Source organism: Pseudomonas sp. HN2 (genome assembly GCF_020736465.1).
GTDB lineage: Bacteria > Pseudomonadota > Gammaproteobacteria > Pseudomonadales > Pseudomonadaceae > Aquipseudomonas > Aquipseudomonas moraviensis_A.
In genome coordinates, this window is sequence record NZ_CP085885.1 from 3,487,027 (window position 1) to 3,511,063 (window position 24,037).

General features: G+C 61.2%; 21 protein-coding genes. 11 read left to right on the plus strand and 10 right to left on the minus strand.

Features of this window, described 5'->3' with window-relative positions; genetic code table 11:
- The first annotated feature begins 19 nt into the window (after window positions 1–19).
- Genes LIS66_RS15035 through LIS66_RS15045 form a run of 3 tightly spaced genes read left to right on the plus strand, consistent with a single transcriptional unit; the run spans window position 20 to window position 5,501 of the window.
- The gene (locus LIS66_RS15035) at window positions 20–1,264 is read left to right on the plus strand and encodes an exonuclease SbcCD subunit D C-terminal domain-containing protein (RefSeq protein WP_227972481.1); all 1,245 of its coding nucleotides are present in this window, start codon (window positions 20–22) and stop codon (window positions 1,262–1,264) included.
- Window positions 1,261–4,902: an AAA family ATPase gene (locus tag LIS66_RS15040; protein ID WP_227972482.1), complete on the plus strand. Its 3,642-nt coding sequence runs from the start codon at window positions 1,261–1,263 to the stop codon at window positions 4,900–4,902. Before LIS66_RS15035 ends, LIS66_RS15040 begins: the two co-directional genes overlap by 4 nt.
- The gene (locus tag LIS66_RS15045) at window positions 4,899–5,501 is read left to right on the plus strand and encodes a glutathione S-transferase (protein ID WP_042606784.1); all 603 of its coding nucleotides are present in this window, start codon (window positions 4,899–4,901) and stop codon (window positions 5,499–5,501) included. The genes LIS66_RS15040 and LIS66_RS15045 overlap by 4 nt, the downstream gene beginning before the upstream one ends.
- Before the next feature lie 161 nt (window positions 5,502–5,662).
- Here LIS66_RS15045 and LIS66_RS15050 read toward each other — a convergent pair whose 3' ends face one another.
- The 8 genes from LIS66_RS15050 to LIS66_RS15085 all read right to left on the minus strand — a co-directional run bounded on the left by LIS66_RS15050 (window position 5,663) and on the right by LIS66_RS15085 (window position 12,414).
- Entirely contained in the window at window positions 5,663–5,920 is a 258-nt protein-coding gene (locus LIS66_RS15050) for a hypothetical protein (RefSeq protein ID WP_039763921.1), read from the minus strand.
- On the minus strand, window positions 5,917–6,129 hold the full coding sequence (locus LIS66_RS15055; protein ID WP_042606783.1) for a hypothetical protein: 213 nt from the start codon (window positions 6,127–6,129) through the stop codon (window positions 5,917–5,919). Before LIS66_RS15055 ends, LIS66_RS15050 begins: the two co-directional genes overlap by 4 nt.
- Window positions 6,130–6,386: 257 nt before the next feature.
- Window positions 6,387–6,566 (minus strand): hypothetical protein, encoded by a 180-nt coding sequence (locus tag LIS66_RS15060; protein WP_016775003.1) that lies wholly within the window; start codon window positions 6,564–6,566, stop codon window positions 6,387–6,389.
- 156 nt (window positions 6,567–6,722) lie between these two features.
- A complete protein-coding gene (locus tag LIS66_RS15065; RefSeq protein WP_227972483.1) occupies window positions 6,723–7,898 on the minus strand; it encodes a lactonase family protein in 1,176 nt (391 codons plus the stop codon).
- Complete coding sequence (locus LIS66_RS15070) at window positions 7,885–8,196, minus strand: DUF5629 family protein (RefSeq protein WP_227972484.1); 312 nt, start codon at window positions 8,194–8,196, stop codon at window positions 7,885–7,887. The genes LIS66_RS15065 and LIS66_RS15070 overlap by 14 nt, the downstream gene beginning before the upstream one ends.
- A 166-nt stretch (window positions 8,197–8,362) precedes the next feature.
- A complete protein-coding gene (locus LIS66_RS15075) occupies window positions 8,363–9,943 on the minus strand; it encodes an aldehyde dehydrogenase (NADP(+)) (RefSeq protein ID WP_064363438.1) in 1,581 nt (526 codons plus the stop codon).
- Between the two features lie 9 nt (window positions 9,944–9,952).
- Window positions 9,953–10,945, minus strand: coding sequence for an AraD1 family protein (gene araD1, locus LIS66_RS15080; RefSeq protein WP_227972485.1), 993 nt, complete (start codon window positions 10,943–10,945; stop codon window positions 9,953–9,955).
- A 146-nt stretch (window positions 10,946–11,091) separates the two neighbouring features.
- Complete coding sequence (locus tag LIS66_RS15085; protein ID WP_042606778.1) at window positions 11,092–12,414, minus strand: MFS transporter; 1,323 nt, start codon at window positions 12,412–12,414, stop codon at window positions 11,092–11,094.
- 192 nt (window positions 12,415–12,606) lie between these two features.
- On the opposite strand from LIS66_RS15085, the gene LIS66_RS15090 reads away from it, so the two are divergent.
- Together LIS66_RS15090 and LIS66_RS15095 are read left to right on the plus strand one after the other, a co-directional pair.
- Window positions 12,607–14,343, plus strand: coding sequence for an IlvD/Edd family dehydratase (locus tag LIS66_RS15090; RefSeq protein ID WP_042606777.1), 1,737 nt, complete (start codon window positions 12,607–12,609; stop codon window positions 14,341–14,343).
- 185 nt (window positions 14,344–14,528) lie between these two features.
- Window positions 14,529–15,248, plus strand: coding sequence for a FadR/GntR family transcriptional regulator (locus LIS66_RS15095; protein ID WP_024013185.1), 720 nt, complete (start codon window positions 14,529–14,531; stop codon window positions 15,246–15,248).
- A gap of 148 nt (window positions 15,249–15,396) precedes the next feature.
- On the opposite strand, the gene LIS66_RS15100 is transcribed toward LIS66_RS15095, so the two are convergent.
- Together LIS66_RS15100 and LIS66_RS15105 are read right to left on the minus strand one after the other, a co-directional pair.
- Complete coding sequence (locus LIS66_RS15100; RefSeq protein ID WP_227972486.1) at window positions 15,397–17,781, minus strand: efflux RND transporter permease subunit; 2,385 nt, start codon at window positions 17,779–17,781, stop codon at window positions 15,397–15,399.
- Window positions 17,778–18,821 carry a WD40/YVTN/BNR-like repeat-containing protein gene (locus LIS66_RS15105; protein WP_227972487.1) on the minus strand — a complete coding sequence of 348 codons (1,044 nt, stop codon included), beginning with the start codon at window positions 18,819–18,821 and terminating at the stop codon, window positions 17,778–17,780. Before LIS66_RS15105 ends, LIS66_RS15100 begins: the two co-directional genes overlap by 4 nt.
- A 436-nt stretch (window positions 18,822–19,257) precedes the next feature.
- Here LIS66_RS15105 and LIS66_RS15110 point away from each other — a divergent pair, with 436 nt between their 5' ends.
- The 6 genes from LIS66_RS15110 (at window position 19,258) to LIS66_RS15135 (ending at window position 24,036) form a co-directional block, all read left to right on the plus strand.
- On the plus strand, window positions 19,258–19,848 hold the full coding sequence (locus tag LIS66_RS15110) for an amino acid synthesis family protein (protein WP_007968626.1): 591 nt from the start codon (window positions 19,258–19,260) through the stop codon (window positions 19,846–19,848).
- 32 nt (window positions 19,849–19,880) lie between these two features.
- Entirely contained in the window at window positions 19,881–20,714 is an 834-nt protein-coding gene (locus tag LIS66_RS15115; protein WP_064363441.1) for an alpha/beta fold hydrolase, read from the plus strand.
- Window positions 20,711–22,192 carry an aldehyde dehydrogenase gene (locus LIS66_RS15120; protein WP_123419388.1) on the plus strand — a complete coding sequence of 494 codons (1,482 nt, stop codon included), beginning with the start codon at window positions 20,711–20,713 and terminating at the stop codon, window positions 22,190–22,192. The genes LIS66_RS15115 and LIS66_RS15120 overlap by 4 nt, the downstream gene beginning before the upstream one ends.
- Before the next feature lie 12 nt (window positions 22,193–22,204).
- The gene (locus LIS66_RS15125; protein WP_042606771.1) at window positions 22,205–22,690 is read left to right on the plus strand and encodes a flavin reductase family protein; all 486 of its coding nucleotides are present in this window, start codon (window positions 22,205–22,207) and stop codon (window positions 22,688–22,690) included.
- A gap of 134 nt (window positions 22,691–22,824) precedes the next feature.
- Window positions 22,825–23,214 (plus strand): carboxymuconolactone decarboxylase family protein, encoded by a 390-nt coding sequence (locus LIS66_RS15130; RefSeq protein WP_024013190.1) that lies wholly within the window; start codon window positions 22,825–22,827, stop codon window positions 23,212–23,214.
- Window positions 23,215–23,271: 57 nt separating this feature from the next.
- Window positions 23,272–24,036 (plus strand): GntR family transcriptional regulator, encoded by a 765-nt coding sequence (locus tag LIS66_RS15135; protein WP_042606770.1) that lies wholly within the window; start codon window positions 23,272–23,274, stop codon window positions 24,034–24,036.
- Window position 24,037: the final 1 nt, after the last annotated feature.

A 24,037-nucleotide genomic window follows, 5' to 3' on the forward strand; every position in this document is an offset into this window, starting at 1 on the left:
TAACGTTGCGGAGTCCACCTTGCGTCTGTTCCACACCTCCGACTGGCACCTTGGGCAAAACCTGCACGGCCAGGAGCGCGATTTCGAGCACGCGTGTTTTCTCGAATGGCTGCTGCGTCAGTTGCAACTGGCGCAGCCGGATGTGCTGCTGATCGCCGGGGACATCTTCGATACGGTCAATCCGCCGGTCAAAGCACAGGAACGCCTCTACGATTTCATCGTCAGCGCTCACGAACAGCAGCCGCTCCTGACCATCGTGATGATCGCCGGCAACCATGATTCCGGCTCGCGGATCGAATTGCCCGCGCCTCTGATGCGGCGTTTGCGCACCCACGCGTTGGGCCGGGTGCTGTGGCTGGATGACGGCCAGCTCGATGCCGAGCGCCTGTTGCTGCCGCTGCCGAATGCCCAGGGCGAAATCGCCGCGTGGTGTCTGGCGCTACCGTTTCTGCGTCCGGCGGAAGTCACTGGTGCGCATCTGGGCGACAACTATTTGCGCGGCATCGGTCAGGTGCATGAGTGGCTGATTGCGGCGGCGAATGCCAAGCGTCAGCCCGGGCAGGCGTTGATCGCTATCAGCCACGCGCACATGGCCGGCGGTGCGGTATCGGAGGATTCCGAGCGCAGCCTGATCATCGGCAATGCCGAAGCGCTGCCCGCCAGCCTGTTCGGCGAAAGCATCAGTTATGTCGCCCTCGGCCATTTGCACAAGCCGCAGAAGGTCAACGGCGAGGAGCGCATCCGCTACAGCGGCTCGCCGATTCCGCTGTCGTTCTCGGAGATCGGTTATCAGCATCAGATTCTCGATGTCGTCCTCGACGGTGAAACTCTGGTCAGCGTCGAGCCGAAACTGATCCCGCGCTCGGTCAATCTGCAGCGCATCGGCCCGGTGCCTCTGGCCGAGATTCTGCTGCAACTGGCCGACCTGCCGAACGTCGATCTGCTCGCCGAAACCCAGCGCCAGCCATGGCTCGAAGTCCGTGTACGCCTGGATGAGCCGCAGCCGGATCTGCGCCATCAAGTGGAGACCGCACTGCAAGGCAAAGCCGTACGTCTGGTGCGCATCGCCGCTGAATACGCCGGCAATCGTGGCGCCGATGGCAGCGATGACGGCAGCACGCTGATCGAACTCGACCAGCTCACCCCGCAGGAATTGTTCAGCCGCGCCTGGCTCGACAACTACGGCAGCGAGGTCGATGAGCAGACGCTCAAGGACTTCGCCGAGTTGCTGCAAGACGTGCAACTGGAGGGCGAGCAGCCATGAAGATTCTCGCCATTCGCTTGAAGAACCTCGCCTCGCTGGCCGGGCCGTTCGAGATCGACTTCACTGCCGAACCGCTGGCAAGCGCCGGTCTGTTCGCGATCACCGGCCCGACCGGCGCCGGCAAAAGTACCCTGCTCGACGCTTTGTGCCTGGCCCTGTTCGGCGCTGTGCCGCGCCTAAACAACACTGGCCGCGATGCCAAAGTCCCGGATGCCGACGGCGAGATCGCCACTGGCGACCCGCGCACCTTGCTGCGTCGTGGCACGGGCGAAGGCTATGCCGAAGTGGATTTTGTCGGCGTCGATGGCCGCCGCTATCGCGCACGTTGGGAAGCCAACCGCGCTCGCGAGAAGGCTGGCGGCAAGTTGCAAGCGAGCCGGCAGAGCCTGCGCGATATCGATCAGGATCAGTTGCTCGCCAGCCAGAAAGGCGAATACAAAACCCAACTGGAGGCCGCGCTGGGCCTGAACTTCGAACAGTTCACCCGCGCTGTGTTGCTGGCGCAGAGCGAATTCAGCGCGTTCCTCAAGGCCGACGACAACGACCGCAGTGAGCTGCTGGAAAAACTCACCGACACCGCGCTCTACACTCGCCTGGGCCGTCGCGCTTTCGACAAGACCAAAGAAGCCCGCGAAGCGCACAAGCTGCTGCAGGATCAGGCCACCGGGGTCACGCCACTGGCACCTGAAGCGCGCGCCGAACTCGACGGGCGTTTCAACACCGCGCAGCAACAAATGAAAGCGCAACAGGCGCAGCTCAAACAGCTTGAGCAACAACACGGTTGGCTGAAGGATTTGCGTCTGTTGCAGGAAGCGCAGCAAGCGGCCAACGAACAACTGCAAACCGCGCAGCAGCAATGGCAGGCGCTGGCTGGCGAGCGGGTGAAACTGACGCGTCTGGAGCAGCTTGGCCCGCAGCGTCATCAATTTGCGCGCAAGGCCGAGCTCGATGCGCTGCTGACACCACTGGCGGCGCAGATTGCCGCGCACACGCAAGAACATGCGGCCCTCGGGGAACGCCAGACGCAACTGGCGCAAAACCTCGACGCAGCAAAAGTCGCCCTGAGCGAAGCGCAACAACGCCAGAGCAAAAACGCGCCGCTGCTGCGTCAGGCATTCGAAGAACAAAGCACCCTCGCCCGCCTGATCAAGGACACTGCCAGCAGCGCCGAAGCCCGGCAAGCGGCCGAGCAAGCGTTCAAGGATGGCCAGAGCGCGATTCAGGCCTTGCAGGAAAAACAGGCTGAGGTCGCCGAGCGTCTGCAACGCATCGCCAGCGAGCTTGAGCAGAGTGCGCATCTGGCGCCGTTGAGCGATGCCTGGAGCGCTTATCGCGATCGCCTGCAACAACTGATGCTGATCGGCAACCGTTTGAACAAGGGCCAGACCGAACTGGCGTCCCTTGAACAGAACGCCGCGCACAGCGCTGAACAACTGGCTGCGCATAAACAGCAACTGGAAGTCCTGTTCAAGGAGGCCGGTGCTGAACCGGATGCGGTCGCCGAACAGATCGGCCTGCTCGGCACTTTGCTGCAGGACAACCGCAAACAGCTGCGCGCGATCGAAGACCTGTCGCGGCTGTGGGCGTCTCAACAGGATCTCGACAAGCGCAGCGCCGAGTTGCAACAGCGTCAGCTCGACGCGCAGCAGCAACGTGAACGTCTGACCCAGGACGGTGTGAAAACCAAGGCCGAACTGACCGTCGCCGAGCAGACCCTCAATGTCACTCGCGAACTGCTCGAGCGTCAGCGGCTGGCGCGCAGTGCCAGTGTCGAAGAGTTGCGCGCGCAGTTGCAGGACGATCAGCCCTGCCCGGTCTGCGGTAGCAACGAGCATCCCTATCATCAGCCCGAAGCGCTGCTGCAAAGCCTTGGCCGTCACGATGAAAGCGAACAGGCCAACGCCCAGCAAGTGGTCGATCAACTCAAGGAAAAACTGATCGAGCTGCGCGGCGAAGTCGGTGGCGTGATCGCGCAACAGAAAGAGTTGTTACAGCAACAGGAACAGCTCGCGGCGCAGCAACAGGCCTTGGCCCCGAGCCTGGAAGCGCATCCGCTGGCGGCGCAACTGCTCAATCAGGACGCCGACAAACGCGACGCCTGGCTCAGCCGCCAGAACGAGCAGTTGAACCAAAGCATCACGCAAGACGAACAACGCCAGAGCGCCCTGCTCACCTTGCAGCAGGACGCCGCGCGCCTGTCGCAGCAATTGCGTCAGGCCGAGGTCGCCCATCAGCAAGCGGCGCAACAGCTGAGCCATCAGCAACATGAGCTCAACAGCGACCGTCAGCGCCTTGAGGAGGAACTCAACGCGTTCGGCCCGCTGCTGCCGGCTGACACCCTCGAAGCACTGCGCCTTGAGCCGGCCGCGACGTTCCTGCAACTGGATCGGCAGATCGCCGAGCGTCTGGCCCAGCTCGAGCAGCAAAAGGAAGAACTGAGCGAACAGCAGCAACGCCAGCAAATCCTCGAGAAAGAACAGGATCGCCAGCAGTTGCGCACTCAGCAACTGCAAAGCGTCGAGCAGCAATTCACGGCGTTGACCGAGCAGCAGCAAAGCTGTCAGGAAAAACTCGCGCTACTGATTGGCGAGCACAGCAGCGCCGAGCATTGGCAGCAGCAGTTGGAACACGCGGTGGAACAGGCGCGTATTGCCGAGACCAGCACGGCTGAGGAACTGCAGACCGTACGCACGCAGCTGGTGCAAATCGCCGCTGAGCTCAAGGCGCAGCAGGATCGCCTGCAAGCACTGCAAGCTGAAGATTCGGCACTCGCCGCCAAGATCGCTGATTGGCGCGCCAGCCATCCGGAACTGGATGACGGCGGCCTCGAAGACTTGCTGCGCTTCGATGACGCGCAGGTCGCCGAATTGCGCCAGACTCTTCAGCACAACGAAAAAGCCATCGAACAGGCCCAGGTCTTGTTGCAGGAGCGCGATCAGCGCCTGCTCGATCATCAGGCCCGGCAAGACGACAATCTTGACGCCGAACAGCTCGATAGCGCCCTCGCTGAATTGCAAAAACAGTTCGCCGTCAGTGAGCAGCAGTGCGCCGAGTTGCGCGCCGAACAGGTTGAAGACCAGCGCCGGCAGAACGCCAATCAGGCGCTGGCCCGGCAGATCGCCGAGGCTTATGCCGAGTATCAGCGCTGGGCGCGGCTCAGTGCGTTGATCGGCTCGGCCACCGGCGACACCTTCCGCAAGATCGCCCAGGCCTACAACCTTGACCTGCTGGTGCATCACGCCAACGCCCAACTGCGCCAACTGGTCAAACGCTATCGGCTCAAACGCGGCGGCAGCATGCTCGGCCTGCTGGTGATGGACACGGAAATGGGCGACGAACTGCGCTCAGTGCATTCGTTGTCCGGCGGCGAGACGTTCCTCGTCTCACTGGCGTTGGCGCTCGGTCTGGCGTCGATGGCGTCGAGCACGCTGAAAATCGAATCGCTGTTTATTGACGAAGGTTTCGGCAGCCTCGATCCGGAATCGCTGCAACTGGCCATGGATGCACTGGATGGACTGCAGGCGCAAGGGCGCAAGGTGGCAGTGATTTCCCATGTGCAGGAAATGCACGAACGCATCCCGGTGCAGATTCAAGTGCGGCGCCAAGGCAATGGTTTGAGCACGCTGGAGGTGAAATGAACACGCTGTATTCGTTCCGCCGCTGCCCTTACGCAATGCGGGCGCGGATGGCGCTGCGTTATGCGGACGTACCGGTGGAGATTGTTGAGGTCAGCCTCAAGGACAAGCCGGCGCAGATGCTCGCGCTCTCGCCCAAGGGCACGGTGCCGGTGCTGGACGCCGATGGCGTGGTGATTGATGAGAGCCTGCAGATCATGCGCTGGGCGTTGGCGCAGAATGATCCGGATGATTGGTTGCTGGCCGGAGATTCATTCGCGGCGCTGTGGATGGAAAAGCTGATTGAGGGCAATGATCAGATTTTCAAAACAGCTCTGAACCGCTACAAGTACGCCGAGCGTTACCCTGAGCAGCCGATGGAAGCTTATCGGGCTGAAGGTGGATTGTTTCTGCAAAAGCTGGATGAGCTGCTCGAAGGCCGCGAATATTTGCTGGCCGATCATCAAAGCCTCGCCGACATCGCCCTGCTGCCCTTCGTCCGGCAGTTCGCTCATGTTGATCGGGAGTGGTTTGCGCAGACCCCGTACGTTCGTTTGCAAGCCTGGTTGCAGCGTTTCCTCGAATCCGAACTGTTTACCTCGATCATGAAGAAGTCGAGCTGAATCTCAGCCTCACACACACCTGTGGCCAGGGAGCTTGCTCCCGCTCGGCTGCGCAGCAGTCGCGGTCTATTCAGCGCATCAAAAATACTGTGTCTGCAGGATTTGGGGTTGCTTCGCAATCCAGCGGGAGCAAGCTCCCTCGCCACAATGGTCCGCGTTTCCTACGCCAGGGCGTTGCACATGCCCAGTGCCATGCAATCCACTTCAAACGGTCCGAGAAAATCCACTGCGACCTTGACCGGTGGATTGCCGGCCATCAGCCCCAGCGTGTTGGCGCGTTCGATGTTGTGCGCGATGTTGTGGTTGGCCTCTATGGCCCGGGCCAATCCGCCCACCGAGCCCTGGCCGAACCCCAGCAATGAAGCACCGTTGGTCATCAATGCCAGACTGGCGATGACCCAGAGTCTGTAGCCTTTCATGCGCCGCCGACTCCTGCGAGTTCGGCCCTGTCGACCATCGCGCTTTGCGAGCGCAGTTCGAACTGGATGCCAGGGTGGGCGACGTCGATCGGGGCTTCGAAGCTGTGTTCCATCTGCGCGCCGATGCTGACGAACAGCACCACGGCCAGGTACAGACCGATGGCCAGATAGGCGCCGCGTTTGGCGGAAGTGAGGATTGCGCTGGCCATGGTGTTCTCCGTGGGCAAAGGTTTCGATGGCCACAGAATCAATCAAAAAAGCCGAGGCAACCACTCAGGGTTTGCCATAGTAAACATCAGCTTCGTTGATTATTTAGCCGCTCTATTTGCCGGCGAGAGAAAACCTATGAGTGGAGAACGCGTACGCGCGTAGGAGCTGCCGAAGGCTGCGATCTTTTGATTTTGCTTTTGAAAAACAAGATCAAGAGATCGCAGCCTTCGGCAGCTCCTACAGGGAGACGGGAATTTCAGGCTTGGGTTTTGTGATCCAGCGCGGCGTAGAAGTTGGCGCTTTGCTGCAGGTATTTCTGGGTGTAGCTCTGGGTGTGGGATTTTTTGCTGGCGATTTCGACGTTGGCACCGGCTGGCAATACCACGGTGGCGGAAATGGCGGAGGCGGCGATAACGGAGAAGAGATTGAAGTTCATGGCGGTAACCCTCGTGTTCGTTTGCTTGGTTTGCCCGGTCGGGCTGTGAAACAAACGTAACGCTCGAGGGTTGCCTCCTTGAAATCTTTTGTAGCATTAGCCGTTATCAGTGCAATTAATACAACGATGCAGGCCCCGCAGACCGGGGCCTGTGGCTTATTGTCGCACTAGAAATTTCAGATCGCTTGGCGCGTCGATCGGCAGTTTTTGCACGGTTTTGCCGAGCAGACCGGTCTTGGCATCGCGTTCGACGACGACAATCTGGTTGCTCTTCTGGTTGGCGATCAAGACGAATTTACCGCTTGGATCAAGGGCAAACTCGCGCGGGTGATCACCCTCGACCGAGCGTTTTTGCAGCTCTTTGAGCTGGCCGCTCGCCGGGTCGATGCTGAACACCACCAGTTGATTGGTCGTGCCACGGTTGCTCACGTAGAGAAACTTGCCATCAGCTGAAGCATGCAGCGCCGCGCCCGCCTTGTCCGAGGTTGGCTGGCCCGCGGCGAGATCGACGAGTTGCGTCTGGGTCAGCACGCCATCGTTGTAATCGAACACCGCAACCTGCGCGCTCATCTCCATGGTCAGCCAGGCGTGTTTGCCGTCGGCGCTGAACAGCAGATGACGCGGGCCACTGCCGGCCGGCAAGGCTACCGAAGCGGTTTTCGCCGGAGTCAGCGGCAGGTGCGGGTTGGCCTTCGGATCATATTGATAGATGAAAACCTTGTCCGCGCCCAAGTCATTGGAGAACACGTAGCGACCGTCCGGCGAAGACACGGTCGAGTGCACGTGGTTGGAAGCCTGGCGCTCAGGGTTGACCCGACTGGCCGGGTGGCCGCTCATCTGCACCACCGGTTTCAGTTGACCGTCGCCATCGACCGGCAACACCGCCAGGGTGCCGCCCGGATCTTCCATCACCGAGTAGTTGCTGACGAACAGATGCTTGGCATCAGCACTGAGGCTGGAATGGGTCGGCTCGTTGCCCAGGCTCTGCACTTGATTGATCAGGCTCAGCGCATGGGTTTTCGGGTCGATGGCATAGCTGCTGACACGACCGACCGGATCGGTCTGGCCGGGGCCGTTTTCGTTGACCACGAACAGGCGTTTCTGGTCTTTCGAGAGTGTCAGCCACGATGGGTTTTCAGTCTTGACCACTTGCAGCGGCTTGGCATCGATCTGGCCGGTGGCGCTGTCGAACTGCATGCGGTAGATGCCCTGGCTGGAACCGGCGGTGTAGGAGCCGACCAGCAACTGCAAGGTCTCGGCGCTGGCGCTGGACAGGCCCATCGCGCCGACGCTGCCGGCCATCAGCAGGGGCCAGAAGTTACGCATTTTCATTATCGTCATCCTCGTCGTCGCTGCTGCTGACTACGTCGCCGAGACACACCAGGCGATGCTCGCCCGTGGTCTTGGTGTCGCTGGCGAATCCGACGATCAGCCAGCTCTGCAGCGTCTCATCGAACGTCGCCGCTGCGACCTGCACCGGGGTGAATTCCCAGTGCCTGGCTTCGCGACCGATCATGCATTCGATATGCAGGTTTTCGTCCTCGTCGAGGGCGAATTCGAAGGCGTGCAGGCCATCGATTTCGACCATACCGCAATGTTCGAGGGCGTTGAGAAGGGTTTGGGCAGTCATGGCAAACAGTCTTTCTAGGGGGGAAAGGGCCAATGATAGCTCATTGTCGAAACAGTCCCCTTGTAGGAGTGAGCCTGCTCGCGATAGCGGTGGGTCTCCAGCAGAGATGCTGAATTTAAGACCGCAATCGCGAGCAGGCTCACTCCTACAGGGGTTGTGGTTGGCTTTAGATCGCCTCACGCGATGGCTTGCCATCCACCAGGCGCTGGATACGCAGCGGGTTGGCGTTTTTCAGTGGCTCGGGCAGCAAGCTGTCCGGGTAGTTCTGGAAACACACTGGACGCAGGAAGCGATCAATCGCCAGCGTGCCAACCGACGTGCCGCGCGCATCCGACGTCGCCGGGTATGGCCCGCCGTGCACCATCGAATCGCACACTTCCACACCGGTCGGATAACCGTTGAGCAGGATGCGCCCGACCTTCTGCTCCAGCAGCGGCGTCAGTTCGGCGAATTGCTCGAAGTCGGACTGTTCGCCGATGATCGTCGCGGTCAGTTGACCGTGCAGGCCATGCAGCGCCGCGCTGAGTTGGGCCTGATCGGCCACTTCAACGATGACCGTGGTCGGACCGAACACTTCTTCCTGCAGCACTTCGTCACCGTTGATCAACAGGCTGACATCGGCTTTGAACAATTGCGGCTGCGCCTGATTGCCCTGCTGCGGATTACCGGCCAGATGCTCGATGCCGCTGTGCGCCAGGAGTTTTTCCAGGCCTTTGCCATAGCTGCCGAGGGTGCCGGCATTGAGCATGGTTTGCGCCGGTTGATCGCCGATCGCAGCAGCGACCTGTTGGACAAACGCGCTGAACTGCGGCGAGCGAATACCGATGACCAGACCCGGATTGGTACAGAATTGACCACAGCCCTGCACCACCGAAGCGGTGAGTTCACGCGCAACGGTTTCCGAACGCGTGGCCAGTGCCTGTGGCAGCACGATCACCGGGTTGATGCTCGACATCTCGGCAAACACCGGGATCGGTTGCGGACGTGCAGCGGCCATGTCGCACAAGGCGCGACCGCCCTTCAGCGAACCGGTGAAGCCAACCGCTTGAATCGCCGGATGCTTGACCAGCCATTCGCCGACGCCGCCACCGTAGATCATGTTGAACACGCCGGCGGGCATGCCGGTTTTTTCCGCTGCACGAATGATCGCGTCGGCGACCAGTTCAGCGGTGGCCATGTGGCCGCTGTGGGCCTTGAACACCACCGGGCAACCGGCGGCCAGTGCCGCTGCGGTGTCGCCGCCAGCGGTGGAGAACGCCAGCGGGAAGTTGCTCGCGCCGAACACCGCGACCGGGCCGAGGCCGATGCGGTATTGGCGCAGATCCGGACGTGGCAGCGGCTGACGATCGGGCAATGCCAGATCGATGCGCGCGCCGTAGAAGTCACCGCGACGCAGGACTTTGGCGAACAAACGCATCTGGCCGCTGGTGCGACCGCGCTCGCCCTGAATGCGTCCGGCTGGCAGCGCGGTTTCGCGGCAGACCACGGCGACGAAATCATCGCCAAGAGCATCCAGTTCATCGGCGACGGCGTCGAGGAACTGCGCGCGGCGTTCGGCGCTGAGGCTGCGATACGTCGGGTAAGCCGCAGCGGCGGCTTTGGCGGCGGCGTCGACCTCTTCCGCCGTGGCCTGAATGAAATCGTGCGGCAGGGCCTCGCCAGTGCTGGCGTCGACCGAGTGCAGTTTGACGCTGCCGGCGGCGCTGCGCTGACCGCCAATGTAGTTGTGACCGAGAATCTGAGTCATGGGATCTCCTTAAAGGGTGCCGATGCTGTCCGGTTCAAAAGCCGCTTTGACCGGTGCGATACCGTTGACCAGCGGAGCGCCGAATTCGGCCTGGCTGATCTCGAACGTGTCGCCCGGCTGGGTGCGGATGCCGTCGGCAAAGGACAAAGTCGCGGTGCCGAAAAAGTGAATGTGCACGTCGCCCGGACGCAGGAACTGACTGTATTTGAAGTGGTGGTATTCGAGGTTCGCCAGGCTGTGGCACATGTTGGCCTCGCCGCTGAGGAACTCGTTTTGCCAGAGCACTTCGCCGTCACGCAGGATTCGGCTGGTGCCGGCAAGGTGTTGAGGCAATTCACCGGTGCGAAGTTCCGGGCCATAACTGCAACTGCGCAATTTCGAGTGTGCGAGGTAGAGGTAATTCTTGCGTTCCATGACGTGGTCGGAGAACTCGTTGCCCACCGCGAAACCGAGGCGATACGGCTTGCCGTCGTTGCCGATGATGTACAGGCCGGCCATCTCCGGCTCTTCACCGGCGTCTTCGGCAAACGGCGGCAGCGGGAACGGCTGCCCCGGACGCACGACGATGCTGCCGTCGCCCTTGTAGAACCACTCCGGTTGCACACCGGCCTGCCCCGCCGCCGGTTTGCCGCCCTCCACGCCCCATTTGAAAATGCGCATGGTGTCGGTCATCGCCGCTTCATCGCCGGCCTGCTGGTGCATCTTGTCGCGGGCCGAAGCGCTGCCCAGGTGAGTCAGGCCGGTACCGCTCACCAGCATGTGCGCCGGGTCCGGGTGATCCAGTGGCGGCAGGATGCGCAGTTCTTTGAGCAACTGCGCGTAGTCGTGACTGGCGCCAAGGCCGAGGGTCTGCACTTGCTGTTCAAGGGAGCCACCGGCCTCGATCGCGGCCAGGGCCAGATCACGGACACTGCGCGCGTCCTGGACTTCGCGGACCTGACCGTTGTCGACCACGCCGACCCGACGCTCGCCGTTGGATAATTCGAATTGAACCAGATGCATGATTTTCTCCTGTGTTATTCGAAACACCGCAGCCCCCTTGTAGGAGTGAGCCTGCTCGCGATAGCGGTGTGTCAGTTGGCAAATTTTTTCGCTGATACACCGCCATCGCGAGCAGGCTCACTCCTACAGGGGAAGGTGCCAGCCCGTCAGGTGCGGGTCGCACCACGGGCACTCGCGGCGAACTGGTCGACGGGCAGCACATGCTTGCGTTCCAGAACGCGATAGACGATGCCCGTCAGAATCAGCCCGAACACCATCACGCCCGAGAGGAAATACAGCCCCGAAGCCAGATTGCCGGTGTATTCCTTCAATGCGCCGATCACGAACGGCCCGATGTAACCGCCGAGGTTGCCGACCGAGTTGATCAGGGCAATCCCCGCCGCGGCACTGGCACCGGCGAAGAAGCGCCCGGGCAGAGTCCAGAAAACGGCTGTGCACGAGAACAACGCGAACGCCACCAGACACAGCGCCGCCAGTTGCGCGACCGGCATCGACAGCCAGGCACTGAGGAACAGGCCCAGTGCACCGAGTACATAGAGCACCGCCAGGTGGCCGTAGCGATCATTCAAGCGGTCGGAGCTGCGCGGAATGATCAGCAGGCCAATGATCCCGAAAATGTACGGCACCGAAGAAACGAAACCGGTGACCAGATCGCTGCCGCCAAACTGTTTGATCAGCGTCGGCAGCCACAGGCCGAGGCCATAAATGCTCAGGGTCACTGGCAGATAGAACAGCGCCAGCAGCAACACGCGTTTGTCTTTCAGCGCGTGCAGCGGATTGCCGTGACGGGTCTGGCCGTACTCCTGCAGATCCTTTTTAAGTTCGCCGGTCAGCCAGTCTTTTTCCGCCTGATCCATCCATTTCACTTGCTGCGGACCGTCCGGCAGCCAGCGCAGCACCGGCCAGGTCAGCAGGATCGCCGGGGTACCGATGACGATGAACAGCCACTGCCAGCCGTGCAGACCGAGGATGCCATCCATGCCCAGCAAACCACCGGACACGGGACCGGTAATCATCATGGCGATCGGTTGCGAGAGGATGAACAGGCCGAGGATCTTGCCGCGATGGCGCACCGGGAACCACTGGGTGATGTAGTACAGCACGCCGGGGAAGAAGCCCGCTTCGGCCGCGCCGAGCAGAAAGCGCATCACGTAGAAGCTGTGCGGCCCTTGCACGAAGGCCATGCCGATGGTGATCGCGCCCCAGGTGATCATGATCCGCGCAAACCAGCGCCGCGCGCCGAAGCGTTCGAGCATCAGGTTGCTGGGAATCTCGAGAAGGAAGTAACCAATGAAGAACAGCCCGGCGCCCAGGCCATAGGCCGCATCGCCGATGCCGATGTCGGCGCCCATGTGCAGCTTGGCGAAGCCGACGGCGGAGCGATCCACATAGGCGATCAGGTACAGCAGGATCAGGAAGGGAATCAGTTTCAGTGTGATGCGCCGGACAAGCCGCAGTTCCTGGCTCATGAGATCGGTCTCCGATTGTTGTTTTTATAGAACCTCGGGGGACGCCTCTCGCCAAAACAGCCAGGGCCTTCCCTCCGTCGAAAACGACTATATAGTAATACTAATTACCCAACAACACTTCCAAAGCGCCGATTTTGCGCTTAGATTAAGCGTCAGCTCGCAAACAATAGTCTTACAATAAGAGAAACGATCATGTCTGATAAGAAACCCACCCTGCGCTCCGCCCAATGGTTTGGCACGGCCGACAAGAACGGCTTCATGTACCGCAGCTGGATGAAGAATCAGGGCATCGCCGACCATCAGTTCCACGGCAAGCCGATCATCGGCATCTGCAACACCTGGTCGGAACTGACTCCGTGCAACGCGCACTTCCGCCAGATCGCGGAGCACGTCAAACGCGGGGTGATCGAGGCCGGTGGTTTTCCGGTGGAATTCCCGGTGTTCTCCAACGGCGAATCGAACCTGCGCCCGACCGCCATGCTTACCCGCAACCTGGCGAGCATGGACGTTGAAGAAGCGATTCGCGGCAACCCGATCGACGGCGTCGTGCTGCTCACCGGTTGCGACAAAACCACCCCGGCACTGTTGATGGGCGCCGCCAGTTGCGACGTACCGGCCATCGTCGTCACCGGCGGGCCGATGCTCAACGGTAAGCACAAGGGCAAGGACATCGGCTCCGGCACTGTCGTGTGGCAGCTCAGCGAACAGGTCAAGGCCGGCACCATCACCATCGACGATTTCCTCGCAGCTGAAGGCGGCATGTCGCGTTCGGCGGGCACCTGCAACACCATGGGCACCGCGTCGACCATGGCCTGCATGGCTGAAGCACTGGGCACTTCCCTTCCGCACAACGCCGCGATTCCGGCGGTGGATGCGCGGCGTTATGTATTGGCCCACATGTCTGGCATGCGCGCGGTGGAGATGGTGCGTGAAGACCTGAAACTGTCGAAGATCCTGACCAAGGAAGCCTTCGAAAACGCCATTCGCGTCAACGCTGCCATCGGCGGTTCGACCAACGCCGTGATCCACTTGAAAGCCATCGCCGGGCGCATCGGCGTCGAGCTGGATCTGGACGACTGGACCCGCATCGGGCGCGGCATGCCGACTATCGTCGACCTGCAACCCTCCGGGCGTTTCCTGATGGAAGAGTTCTACTACGCCGGTGGTTTGCCAGCGGTGCTGCGTCGCCTGGGTGAAGCCAATCTGATCCCTAACCCGAATGCCTTGACGGTCAACGGCAAATCCATCGGCGAGAACACCAGGGACGCGCCGATCTATGGCGAGGACGAGGTGATCCGCACCCTCGACAATCCGATTCGCGCTGACGGTGGCATCTGCGTGTTGCGCGGCAATCTGGCGCCGCTGGGTGCGGTGCTCAAGCCGTCCGCCGCTAGCGCTGAACTGATGCAGCATCGCGGGCGCGCCGTGGTGTTCGAGAACTTCGACATGTACAAGGCGCGGATCAACGATCCAGAGCTGGACGTCGATAAGGATTCGATTCTGGTGATGAAGAACTGCGGACCGAAGGGTTATCCGGGCATGGCCGAAGTCGGCAACATGGGCTTGCCGGCCAAGCTGTTGGCGCAAGGCGTGACCGACATGGTGCGGATTTCTGATGCCCGCATGAGCGGCACGGCGTACGGCACGGTGGTTTTGCACGTTGCACCTGAAGCCGCAGCGGGCGGGCCTTTGGCGGCGGTGCAGGAAGGCGACTGGATCGAACTCGATTGCGCCAGCGGCCGTTTGCACCTGGACATTCCCGACGCTGAACTGGCGGCGCGCATGGCAGATCTGCAAGCGCCGCAGCAATTGCTGGTGGGTGGCTATCGTCAGCTGTACATCGACCACGTGCTGCAGGCGGATCAGGGTTGCGACTTTGACTTCCTGGTGGGTTGCCGAGGGGCCGAGGTACCGCGCCACTCCCATTAACACAGCCACTCCCTGTAGGAGTGAGCCTGCTCGCGATGGCAATCTGTCAGTTGACAACTCTGGTGACTGACACACCGCAATCGCGAGCAGGCTCACTCCTACATTTGCTATGCATCAGCCTCAAGAATGCCGCACGCCTGCTATGATGCGCGGCATCTCCATCGCTCAGGATCGCGCCACTCCCCATGGATTACCGCAAACCTTCCGACCGTAAAAGCATGCACTCGCGCATCGTCCAGGAACTGGGCATGCAGATCGTCTCCGGACGCTTTTTGCCCGACGACAAACTGCCCGCCGAAGCCCTGCTCTGCGAGGAGTACGCGGTCAGTCGGCCGGTGTTGCGCGAGGCCACCCGAGTGCTGGTGGCCAAGGGGCTGGTGTATTCCAAACCGCGCGTCGGCACGGTGGTCAAGGCCCGTCGCGAGTGGCACATGCTCGACCCGGACGTGCTGCACTGGTTGATGCAAAGCAGCCCGCAGAATGAATTCTTCAACGTGCTGACCAGCGTGCGCAGCATCATCGAACCGGCCGCCGCCGCCCTCGCCGCCCAGCATGCGACGGATGCCGACATCGCCGCGATCAACGAAGCCTACCAACGCATGGAAGCCGCCCCGACCCCGGAAGCGCTTTTGCAGCCGGATCTGGACTTCCACAGCCGCATCGCCGATGCGACGCACAATGACCTGCTGGCAAACCTGTGCAACATGTTGGCAGTGGCGATTGCCGAGGCGTTGAAGCATTCCAATCAGCGGCCGAATCTGCATGAATTGGCGTTGCCGAGGCACAAGGCGATTCTGACCGCCATCGAGAACCGCGATGCGCTCGGGGCCCGGCATGCAACGCTGGTGCAGCTGGATGATGCGCGCAGTGCGTTGAGTGTGGTGCTTGGCGCTGAACTCTCTTAGAGCAAAGTCAAAAGATCGCAGCCTTCGGCAGCTCCTACCTTGGAATGCGTTCCCTGTAGGAGCTGCCGAAGGCTGCGATCTTTTGATCTTGATCCACAAAAAAGCCGCAACCCTCAAGGTTGCGGCTTTGTCGTTTCAGGCTTTCAGATCAATGGGCAAACAGCGAATTGCCCTTCTGCCCCGCCAGTTTTTCCGGCTTGATCAGGAACTTCGCCAACGCTGGCAGCAGCCACAGTGCGCCGAACATGTTCCACAGCAGCATGAAGGTCAGCATCAGGCCCATGTCGGCCTGGAACTTGATCGCCGAGAAGATCCAGGTGCACACGCCGATCGCCAGGCACAAACCGGTGAACAGAACGGCTTTACCGGTAGATTTCAGCGTCTGGTAATAGGCTTCCTGCAATGGCAACCCGGCACGCAGGAAACTTTCCAGGCGGCTGTAGATGTAGATGCCGTAGTCCACGCCGATCCCCACGCCCAGCGCGACCACTGGCAACGTCGCGACTTTCACGCCAATGCCCATGAACGCCATCAGCGCGTTGCCGAGCACTGAAGTCAGCACCAGCGGCAGGACGATGCACAAGGTCGCCGCCCACGAGCGGAAGGTGATCATGCACATCACCGCGACGCAGATGTACACCAGAATCAGGATGGTCAGCTCAGCCTGCTTGATGACTTCGTTGGTGGCGGCTTCGATCCCGGCGTTACCGGCGGCGAGGATGAATTCCAGGCCATCCTTGTTGTTTTCCTTGGCGAACTCCTGCACCGCTTGCACCGCGCGGTCGAGGGTTTCGGCCTTGTGGTCGTTGAGGAACACCAGCACCGGTGCCAGCGAGCAACTGTTGTTGTACAGGCCGTCGGCGCGGGCGATCGAGTTGTTCAGCACGTCCGGGTTGCGCGACAGGGTTTCCCATTTCAGGTTGCCCTCGTTCATGCCCTTGATCATCTGCTTGGACACGGTCACCAGCGAGATCGCCGACTGCACGCCCTCGGTGTTCTGCATCTTCCACATCAACTGATCGATCGGCGCCATGGCTTCGTAGCGCGAGCAGCCTTCGGCCTTGGTCTTGACCATCACAACCAGTACGTCAGAGCTGGTGGAGTAATTGCTGATGATGAAGTTGTTGTCCTTGTTGTAGCGCGAGTCCGGACGCAGTTCCGGCGCACCCTGGTCGAGGTCGCCGATTTTCAGGTTCTGGCTGTACCAGAGGCCGCCACCGAAGGCGATCAGCGCCAGGGCAACCGAGATCGGCGCGACTTTGGGGCTGGCGAAGTTCGACAGCAGGCGCCAGAACGGATGTTCGCGGTTGGCGTCCTTCTTGCTCTTGGCAATCGCACGCTTGCTGATGCCGACATAGGAAATCGCCACCGGCAGCAGGATCAGGTTGGTGAACACGATCACCGCAACGCCGATGGACGCGCCGATGGCCAGTTCACGGATCACGCCGATGTCGATGATCAGCAGGGTGATGAAGCCCACCGCATCGGCGAGAATTGCGATCATCCCCGGCAGGAACAACTGCCGGAAGGTGCGCCGCGCAGCGGTCAGGGCGTTATCGGCCTCGCTGGACTGCAGGGCGATACCGTTGATTTTCTGCACGCCGTGGGAAATGCCGATGGCGAAAATCAGGAACGGCACCAGCATCGAATACGGGTCGAGCCCGAAGCCGAAGAAGTGCATGAGTCCCAGTTGCCAGACCACCGCCACCAGCGTCGTACTCAACACGGCGATGGTGCTGCGCAGGCAGTTGGTGAACCACAACAGCAAAATCAGGGTGATGACGAAGGCGACACCGAAGAACAGCACCACCATCACCAGACCGTCGATCAGGTCGCCGACCTTCTTGGCGAAACCGACGATATGGATCTTGATGTTGGGGTTCTGCGCTTCGAACTTGTTGCGGATCTTGTCTTCGAGCTCATGGGAGAACTGGCGATAGTCCAGCGCCAGCAGCTTGCCCTGATCCTGCGGGTCCGGGTAGGCCTCCAGCAGCGGGATGTCGACGATGCTCGACTTGAAATCGTTGGCCACCAGACGCCCGACCTGACCGGACTTGAGCACGTTGTTACGCAGCAGGTCGAGGCTGTCCTGGGAGCCGTTGTAGCTCTGCGGAATCACTTCACCGCCGGCGAAACCCTCTTCGGTCACTTCGGTCCAGCGCACGCTCGGGCTCCACAGCGACTTCAGCCCGGAACGGTCGACGCCGGGAATGTAGAACACTTCGTCGTTGATCTGGCGGAGGGTCTCCATGTACTCCTTGGAGAAGATGTCGCCGTCGGTGGCCTCCACTGAAATACGCACCGTGTTACCGAGGTTCGCCAGATCGTTGCGGTGCTCCATCATCTTCTCGATGAAGGGATGCTGCAGCGGGATCATTTTTTCGAAACTGGTCGACGGCCGGATCAGCGTGGCCTGCCAGAACAGGAAAATGCTCACCACCAGGCAGATCAGGATCACGGCCGGGCGGTTGTTGAAGATCAGGCGCTCGAGAACCGTCGCCTTTTCCTGCTGAGGAGTGATCAAGGAAGTCATAGCCCCGCCTTCTTGTTATTGGTCTCGGCACCGTTTGGCTGGGTGATGTGCAAACCACCCTGCCCGGTCAGAATCAGGTTGCCGTTGCCGGCGGCGGTGACCGACGACAGCGAAATGCGATCCGGGCGGTTGAACACGCTGAAGGTTTCGCCATTGTCGCTGCTGCTGATCACCGAACCGCCGTTGCCGACAATGACGATCGAGCCGTCTTCGAGCAGCGTGCCGCCGGACAGTCCGAACTCCAGCGCACCGCGGGCGGCTTTCAGTTCGACCTGCTCCCAGTTGCTGCCGAAATCGGTGGAACGGTAGAGGTTGCCGCGCAAGCCGTAAGCCAGCAGGGTCTGGGCTTGCGCCGTGCCGATCACGCCGAACAGCGAGCCTTCGTACGGGCCTTCGAGTTTTTCCCAGGTCTGGCCGTCATCGGCGGAGCGGAACATGCTGCCGGACTCACCAACGATGAACAGCCCGGCGTCTTTCACAGAGGCGATGGCGTTGAGGTGGAACTGGTCTTCGTTGTCGAGGCGATCACTGACGTCTTCCCAGTGTTGGCCGCCATCGGTGGTTTCAAGCAGCGTGCCATAGGCGCCCACAGCAAAGCCGCTGCTGGCGTCCTTGAACCAGACGTCGAGCAGCGGCGATTCGCGTGCAAGGTCTTCGAATTGCTTGGTCCAGGTCAGACCGCCGTCTGCGCTGGCGAGAATTTGTGCGTCGTGGCCGACCGCCCAGCCGTTTTTGTCGTCGACGAAATACACGGCGGTAAGCAACTGGCGGGTCGGCACCTTGGCCTGGGTCCAGGTCTTGCCCTGGTCATCGGAATAGACGATGTGCCCGCGATCACCGACCGCGACCAGGCGCGCGCCGGCGTGGACGACATCGAGAATCAGGCTTTTCGCGGCCTTGGCCGATTCGGTGGCATAGACCACGTCGGCCGGGGCCTCGGCGGCAATCACAGGCGCCGATAACGTGGCAAAGCCCAGCAGCGAGAGAGCTGTGACCAGCAACGCGGTGTTGCGTAACGCCGGCGGGCGGCAACGACTCATAGACCTTCCCCTATTTATTATTGTTGGGCCATCGGGCCTTCAAGGGCGCCGCAAGGGTGCTCGACTACTGGCAGTTCAGAAGCATCCTCCTGAAACCCGCAATCCAGAGCCCCTTCGGAAGCTGGCTCATCCTATCGGGCTTTGCAAATGTCTGACAATCGGCGCCACGTTATCTTTTGTTAACCGCATTGCCGCTGATTTCCCGTGTAGGAGTGAGCCTGCTCGCGATGGCGGTGTTTCAGTCAGCAAATCATTGGCTGACAGCTCCCTATCGCGAGCAGGCTCACTCCTACAAGGGATCGTGGGGGCTGGGAATTTGAATACATGACCATTCGCCGGGGTGATAAGGCAAATCTCGTCAGGGGGACTTGCAGTATCGGTATTATGGTATACCATCAGACGCACAGACACTCTCAATCCCCCAACGGAGCAGCTCATGAGTTTCGAAATTCGCAAGATCGTCAGCTATGTCGAAGAAACCTTCATCGAAGGCGGCAAGGCGACTGACAAGCCAGTGACCATGGTCGGCCTTGCCGTGGTGATGAAGAACCCTTGGGTGGGCAACGGTTTTGTCGAAGACCTCAAGCCACAGATCCGCGCCAACTGCTCCGACCTCGGCGCCATGATGGTCGAGCGTCTGGTCGGCATTATCGGCGGTGCCGAGAAGATCGAGGCCTACGGCAAAGCGGCGGTGGTCGGCGCTGACGGCGAGATCGAGCACGCGTCGGCGGTGATCCACACCCTGCGCTTCGGCAACCACTACCGCGAAGCAGTGAAAGCCAAGAGCTACCTGAGCTTTACCAACAAGCGCGGCGGTCCGGGCACGTCGATTCAGATCCCGATGATGCACAAGGACGACGAAGGCCTGCGTTCGCACTACATCACCCTGGAAATGCAGATCGAAGACGCGCCGCGTGCCGACGAAATCGTCGTGGTACTGGGTTGCGCCGACGGTGGCCGCCTGCACCCGCGCATCGGCAACCGCTACATCGATCTGGAAGAACTGGCCGCCGAAAAAGCCCAGTAATCACAACAAGAAAGGCATTGCAGGAGCGCTCCATGATTCGGCTCACCGCTGAACTCACCCCGGCTGGCACCAGTTACCTGGCGACCGGCCAAGGCCAGCCCGTGGTCTTGATCCACGGCGTGGGCCTGAACAAAGAAATGTGGGGCGGGCAGATTGTCGGCCTCGCCAGCCAGTATCAGGTGATCGCCTACGACATGCTCGGCCACGGCGCCAGCCCGCGCCCGGCCAGCGGCACCGACCTGCTCGGTTACGCTGATCAACTGCTCGAGCTGCTTGAACACCTGAATCTGCCCCAGGCCGCGGTGATCGGTTTCTCCATGGGCGGTCTGGTCGCGCGGGCCTTTGCCCTGCATTACCCGGAGCGCCTGCAAAGCCTGGTGGTGTTGAACAGCGTGTTCAACCGCAGCGAAGAACAGCGTGCCGGCGTTATTGCCCGCACGGCGCAGGCCGCCGAGCATGGCCCGGACGCCAATGCCGAAGCCGCGCTGTCACGCTGGTTCAGCCGTGAATATCAGGCAGCCAACCCGGCGCAGATCGCCGCGTTGCGTCAGACACTGGCCAACAACGATCCGCAGGGTTACCTGACCACCTACGAATTGTTCGCCACCCAGGACATGTACCGCGCCGACGACCTGAGCAGCATTCAGGCGCCGACGCTGATCGCCACAGGCGAACTCGACCCCGGCTCGACCCCGGAAATGGCCGAGCAACTGGCCCGACGCATCCCCGGCGCGAAGGTTGCCGTGCTGCCCGAGCAACGGCATATGATGCCGGTAGAGTCGCCGCGTCTGGTCAACCAGATGCTGCTGGAATTCCTTCAATTCGCACACTCCCGACAAAACCATATAAAGGGGATCGTTGCATGACACTCGCACGCTTCCAGATGTGCATCGGCGGAGACTGGGTCGACGCCCTCTCCGGCAAGACCTTCGAAAGCCTCAACCCGGCCTCCGCGCAGGCCTGGGCGGAACTGCCCGACGCCGATGAAGCGGACGTCGAACGCGCCGTGCAAGCGGCGCAGAGCGCTTTCGACAGCCCGGCGTGGCGTGGCCTCACTGCCACCGCGCGGGGCAAGTTGCTGCGTCGCCTCGGCGACCTGATCGCAGAAAACAAGGAACACCTGGCGCAGCTGGAAAGCCGCGACAACGGCAAGCTGATCCGCGAAACCCGTGGCCAGGTCAGCTACCTGCCGGAGTTCTTCCACTACACCGCAGGCCTGGCCGACAAGCTTGAGGGCGGCACCCTGCCGCTGGACAAGCCCGACCTGTTTGCCTACACCGTGCACGAAGCCATGGGTGTGGTCGCCGCGATCATTCCGTGGAACAGCCCGCTGTACCTGACCGCGATCAAACTCGCTCCGGCCCTCGCCGCCGGCAACACCATTGTGATCAAGCCGTCCGAACACGCCTCGGCAACCATTCTCGAGCTGGCGCGTCTGGCCCTCGAAGCCGGGATTCCGCCGGGCGTGGTCAACGTCGTCACCGGTTACGGCCCGAGCACCGGCGCCGCCCTCACCCGCCATCCGCTGATCCGCAAGATTGCCTTCACGGGCGGCGCGGCCACGGCACGGCATGTGGTGCGCAGCAGCGCCGAAAACTTCGCCAAGCTGTCGCTGGAACTGGGCGGCAAGTCGCCGAATATCATTTTTGCCGACGCCGATCTCGACAGTGCGATCAACGGCGCGATTGCCGGGATCTACGCGGCGTCCGGGCAGAGCTGCGTGTCCGGTTCGCGTTTGCTGGTGCAGGACGAAATCTACGACGAATTCGTCAATCGTCTGGTCGAACGCGCCCAGCGCATCCGCATCGGCAACCCGCAGGAAGACCATAGCGAGATGGGCCCGATGGCCACCGCGCAGCAACTGGCGGTGGTCGAAGGGCTGGTCGCCGATGCGATTGCCGAAGGCGCGCGTTTGCGCACCGGCGGCAAGCGTCCGGCGGATCTCGGCGAAGGCTGGTTCTACGAGCCGACGCTGTTCGAATGCGACCGTAATTCGATGAAGATCATGCAGGAAGAAGTGTTCGGCCCGGTGGCGTCGGTGATACGTTTCAAAGACGAAGCCGAAGCGCTGGCGATCGCCAACGACTCGCAGTTCGGCCTCGCCGCCGGCATCTGGACCCGTGACCTGGGCCGCGCCCACCGGCTGGCGCGCGATGTGCGCTCAGGAATTATCTGGGTCAACACTTACCGCGCAGTGTCGGCGATGGCGCCAATCGGCGGTTTCAAGAACAGTGGCTATGGACGCGAAAGCGGCATCGACTCGGTGCTGGCCTACACCGAACTGAAAACGGTGTGGATCAACCTCTCCCAGGCGCCAATGCCTGATCCGTTTGTGATGCGCTAGGAGTCCTGCGAAATGATCGAACCCGGCATTTACAAAGACGTCATGAGCTCGTTTCCGTCCGGCGTCACGGTGGTCACCACCCTCGACCCGGATGGCGGTATCGTCGGCATTACCGCCAGCGCGTTCAGCGCGCTGTCGATCGACCCGGCGCTGGTGCTGTTCTGCCCCAACTACGCCTCCGACACTTACCCGGTGCTGCGCGACAGCAAGAAATTCGCTATCCACTTGCTCTCCGCCGAGCAGACCGCCGAAGCCTACGCGTTCGCCGGCAAGGGCAAGGAAAAGGCCAAGGGTATCGAGTGGCATTTGAGCGATTTGGGTAACCCGATCCTCGCCAAGGCGACGGCGATCATCGAGTGCGAGTTGTGGCGTGAGTACGACGGTGGTGATCACGCAATCATCGTCGGCGCGGTGAAGAACCTGATCCTGCCCGAGCAACCGGTGACACCGATGATTTACCACAAGGGCAAGCTGGGTGCGTTGCCCACCCTGACCTGAAGGATTCACACAAATCCCTGTAGGAGTGAGCCTGCTCGCGATAGCGGACTGACATTCAACATTGATGTCGACTGATCCACCGCTATCGCGAGCAGGCTCACTCCTACAGGGGATCTGTGGTGATTGGAGGAATAATGAGTAACGAAAAGTACGAAAAAGGCCTGCAGATCCGTACGCAGGTATTGGGCGAAGCTTACGTGCAACGTTCGATAGAGAACGCCGACGATTTCACCCGTCCGCTGCAGGAAATGGTCACCGAATACTGCTGGGGCCATGTCTGGGGTCGCGAAGGTCTGTCGCTCAAGGAGCGCAGCATGATCAACCTGGCGATGATCTCGGCGCTCAACCGCCCGCACGAACTCAAGCTGCATGTGCGTGGTGCCTTGCGTAACGGCCTGAGTCGTGAGCAAATACGCGAAATTCTGCTTCAGGTCGGCATTTATTGCGGCGTTCCGGCGGCCGTGGACAGTTTCCGGCTGGCCCGTGAAGCCTTTGCCGAAGCCGACGCCGAGGCCTCCAGTTAACCCTCGGCTGTTTTGATGCCCGTCTGGCATGGACAGCCAAGCTAAAGAGCGGACCCCATGAAACGCCAGCCACTTGACGACAGCTTCAAGGTCAATCGCAACCCCGTTACCCTGCGCGAAATCGTGCTGGACAAACTGCGTAGCGCGATCATGAATTTCCAGCTCATGCCAGGGGATCGCCTGGTCGAACGCGACCTCTGTGATCGCCTCGGTGTCAGCCGCACTTCGGTGCGCGAAGCCCTGCGTCACCTTGAATCCGAAGGCCTGGTGGAATTCGCCGACGCCAAAGGCCCGCGTGTGGCGATCATCACCCTCGCCGATGCCGTCGATATCTACGAATTGCGTTGCGTGCTCGAAGGTCTGATCGTGCAGTTGTTCACCCTGCGCGCCAAAGCCAAGGACATCAAGGCCCTGGAAAAGGCCCTCGATGACAACCGCAAGGCGTTGAAGGACGGCGAGCTGCAGCAGGTCATCGACTCGGTGCAGGGCTTCTACGACGTGCTGCTGGAAGGCTCGGGCAACCATGTCGCTGCCACCCAGTTGCGCCAGTTGCAGGCGCGCATCAGCTACCTGCGCGCGACCTCGGTGTCCCAGGAAAACCGCCGCGGCGCGAGTAACCACGAGATGGAAAAAATGGTCGAGGCGATCAAGAGCGGTGATCCGCTGGCGGCGCATCAGGCCTGTGTCGATCACGTCCGCGCGGCCGCTGCCGTGGCCCTCGATTACCTCAAGCGCAAGCAGGAAGAAACCGGCGTCGCCGTCAAGGGCACCCCGGCCATCACCCTGCCGATCGCGCTGAAAGAACCGCGCATAGGTCAATGAC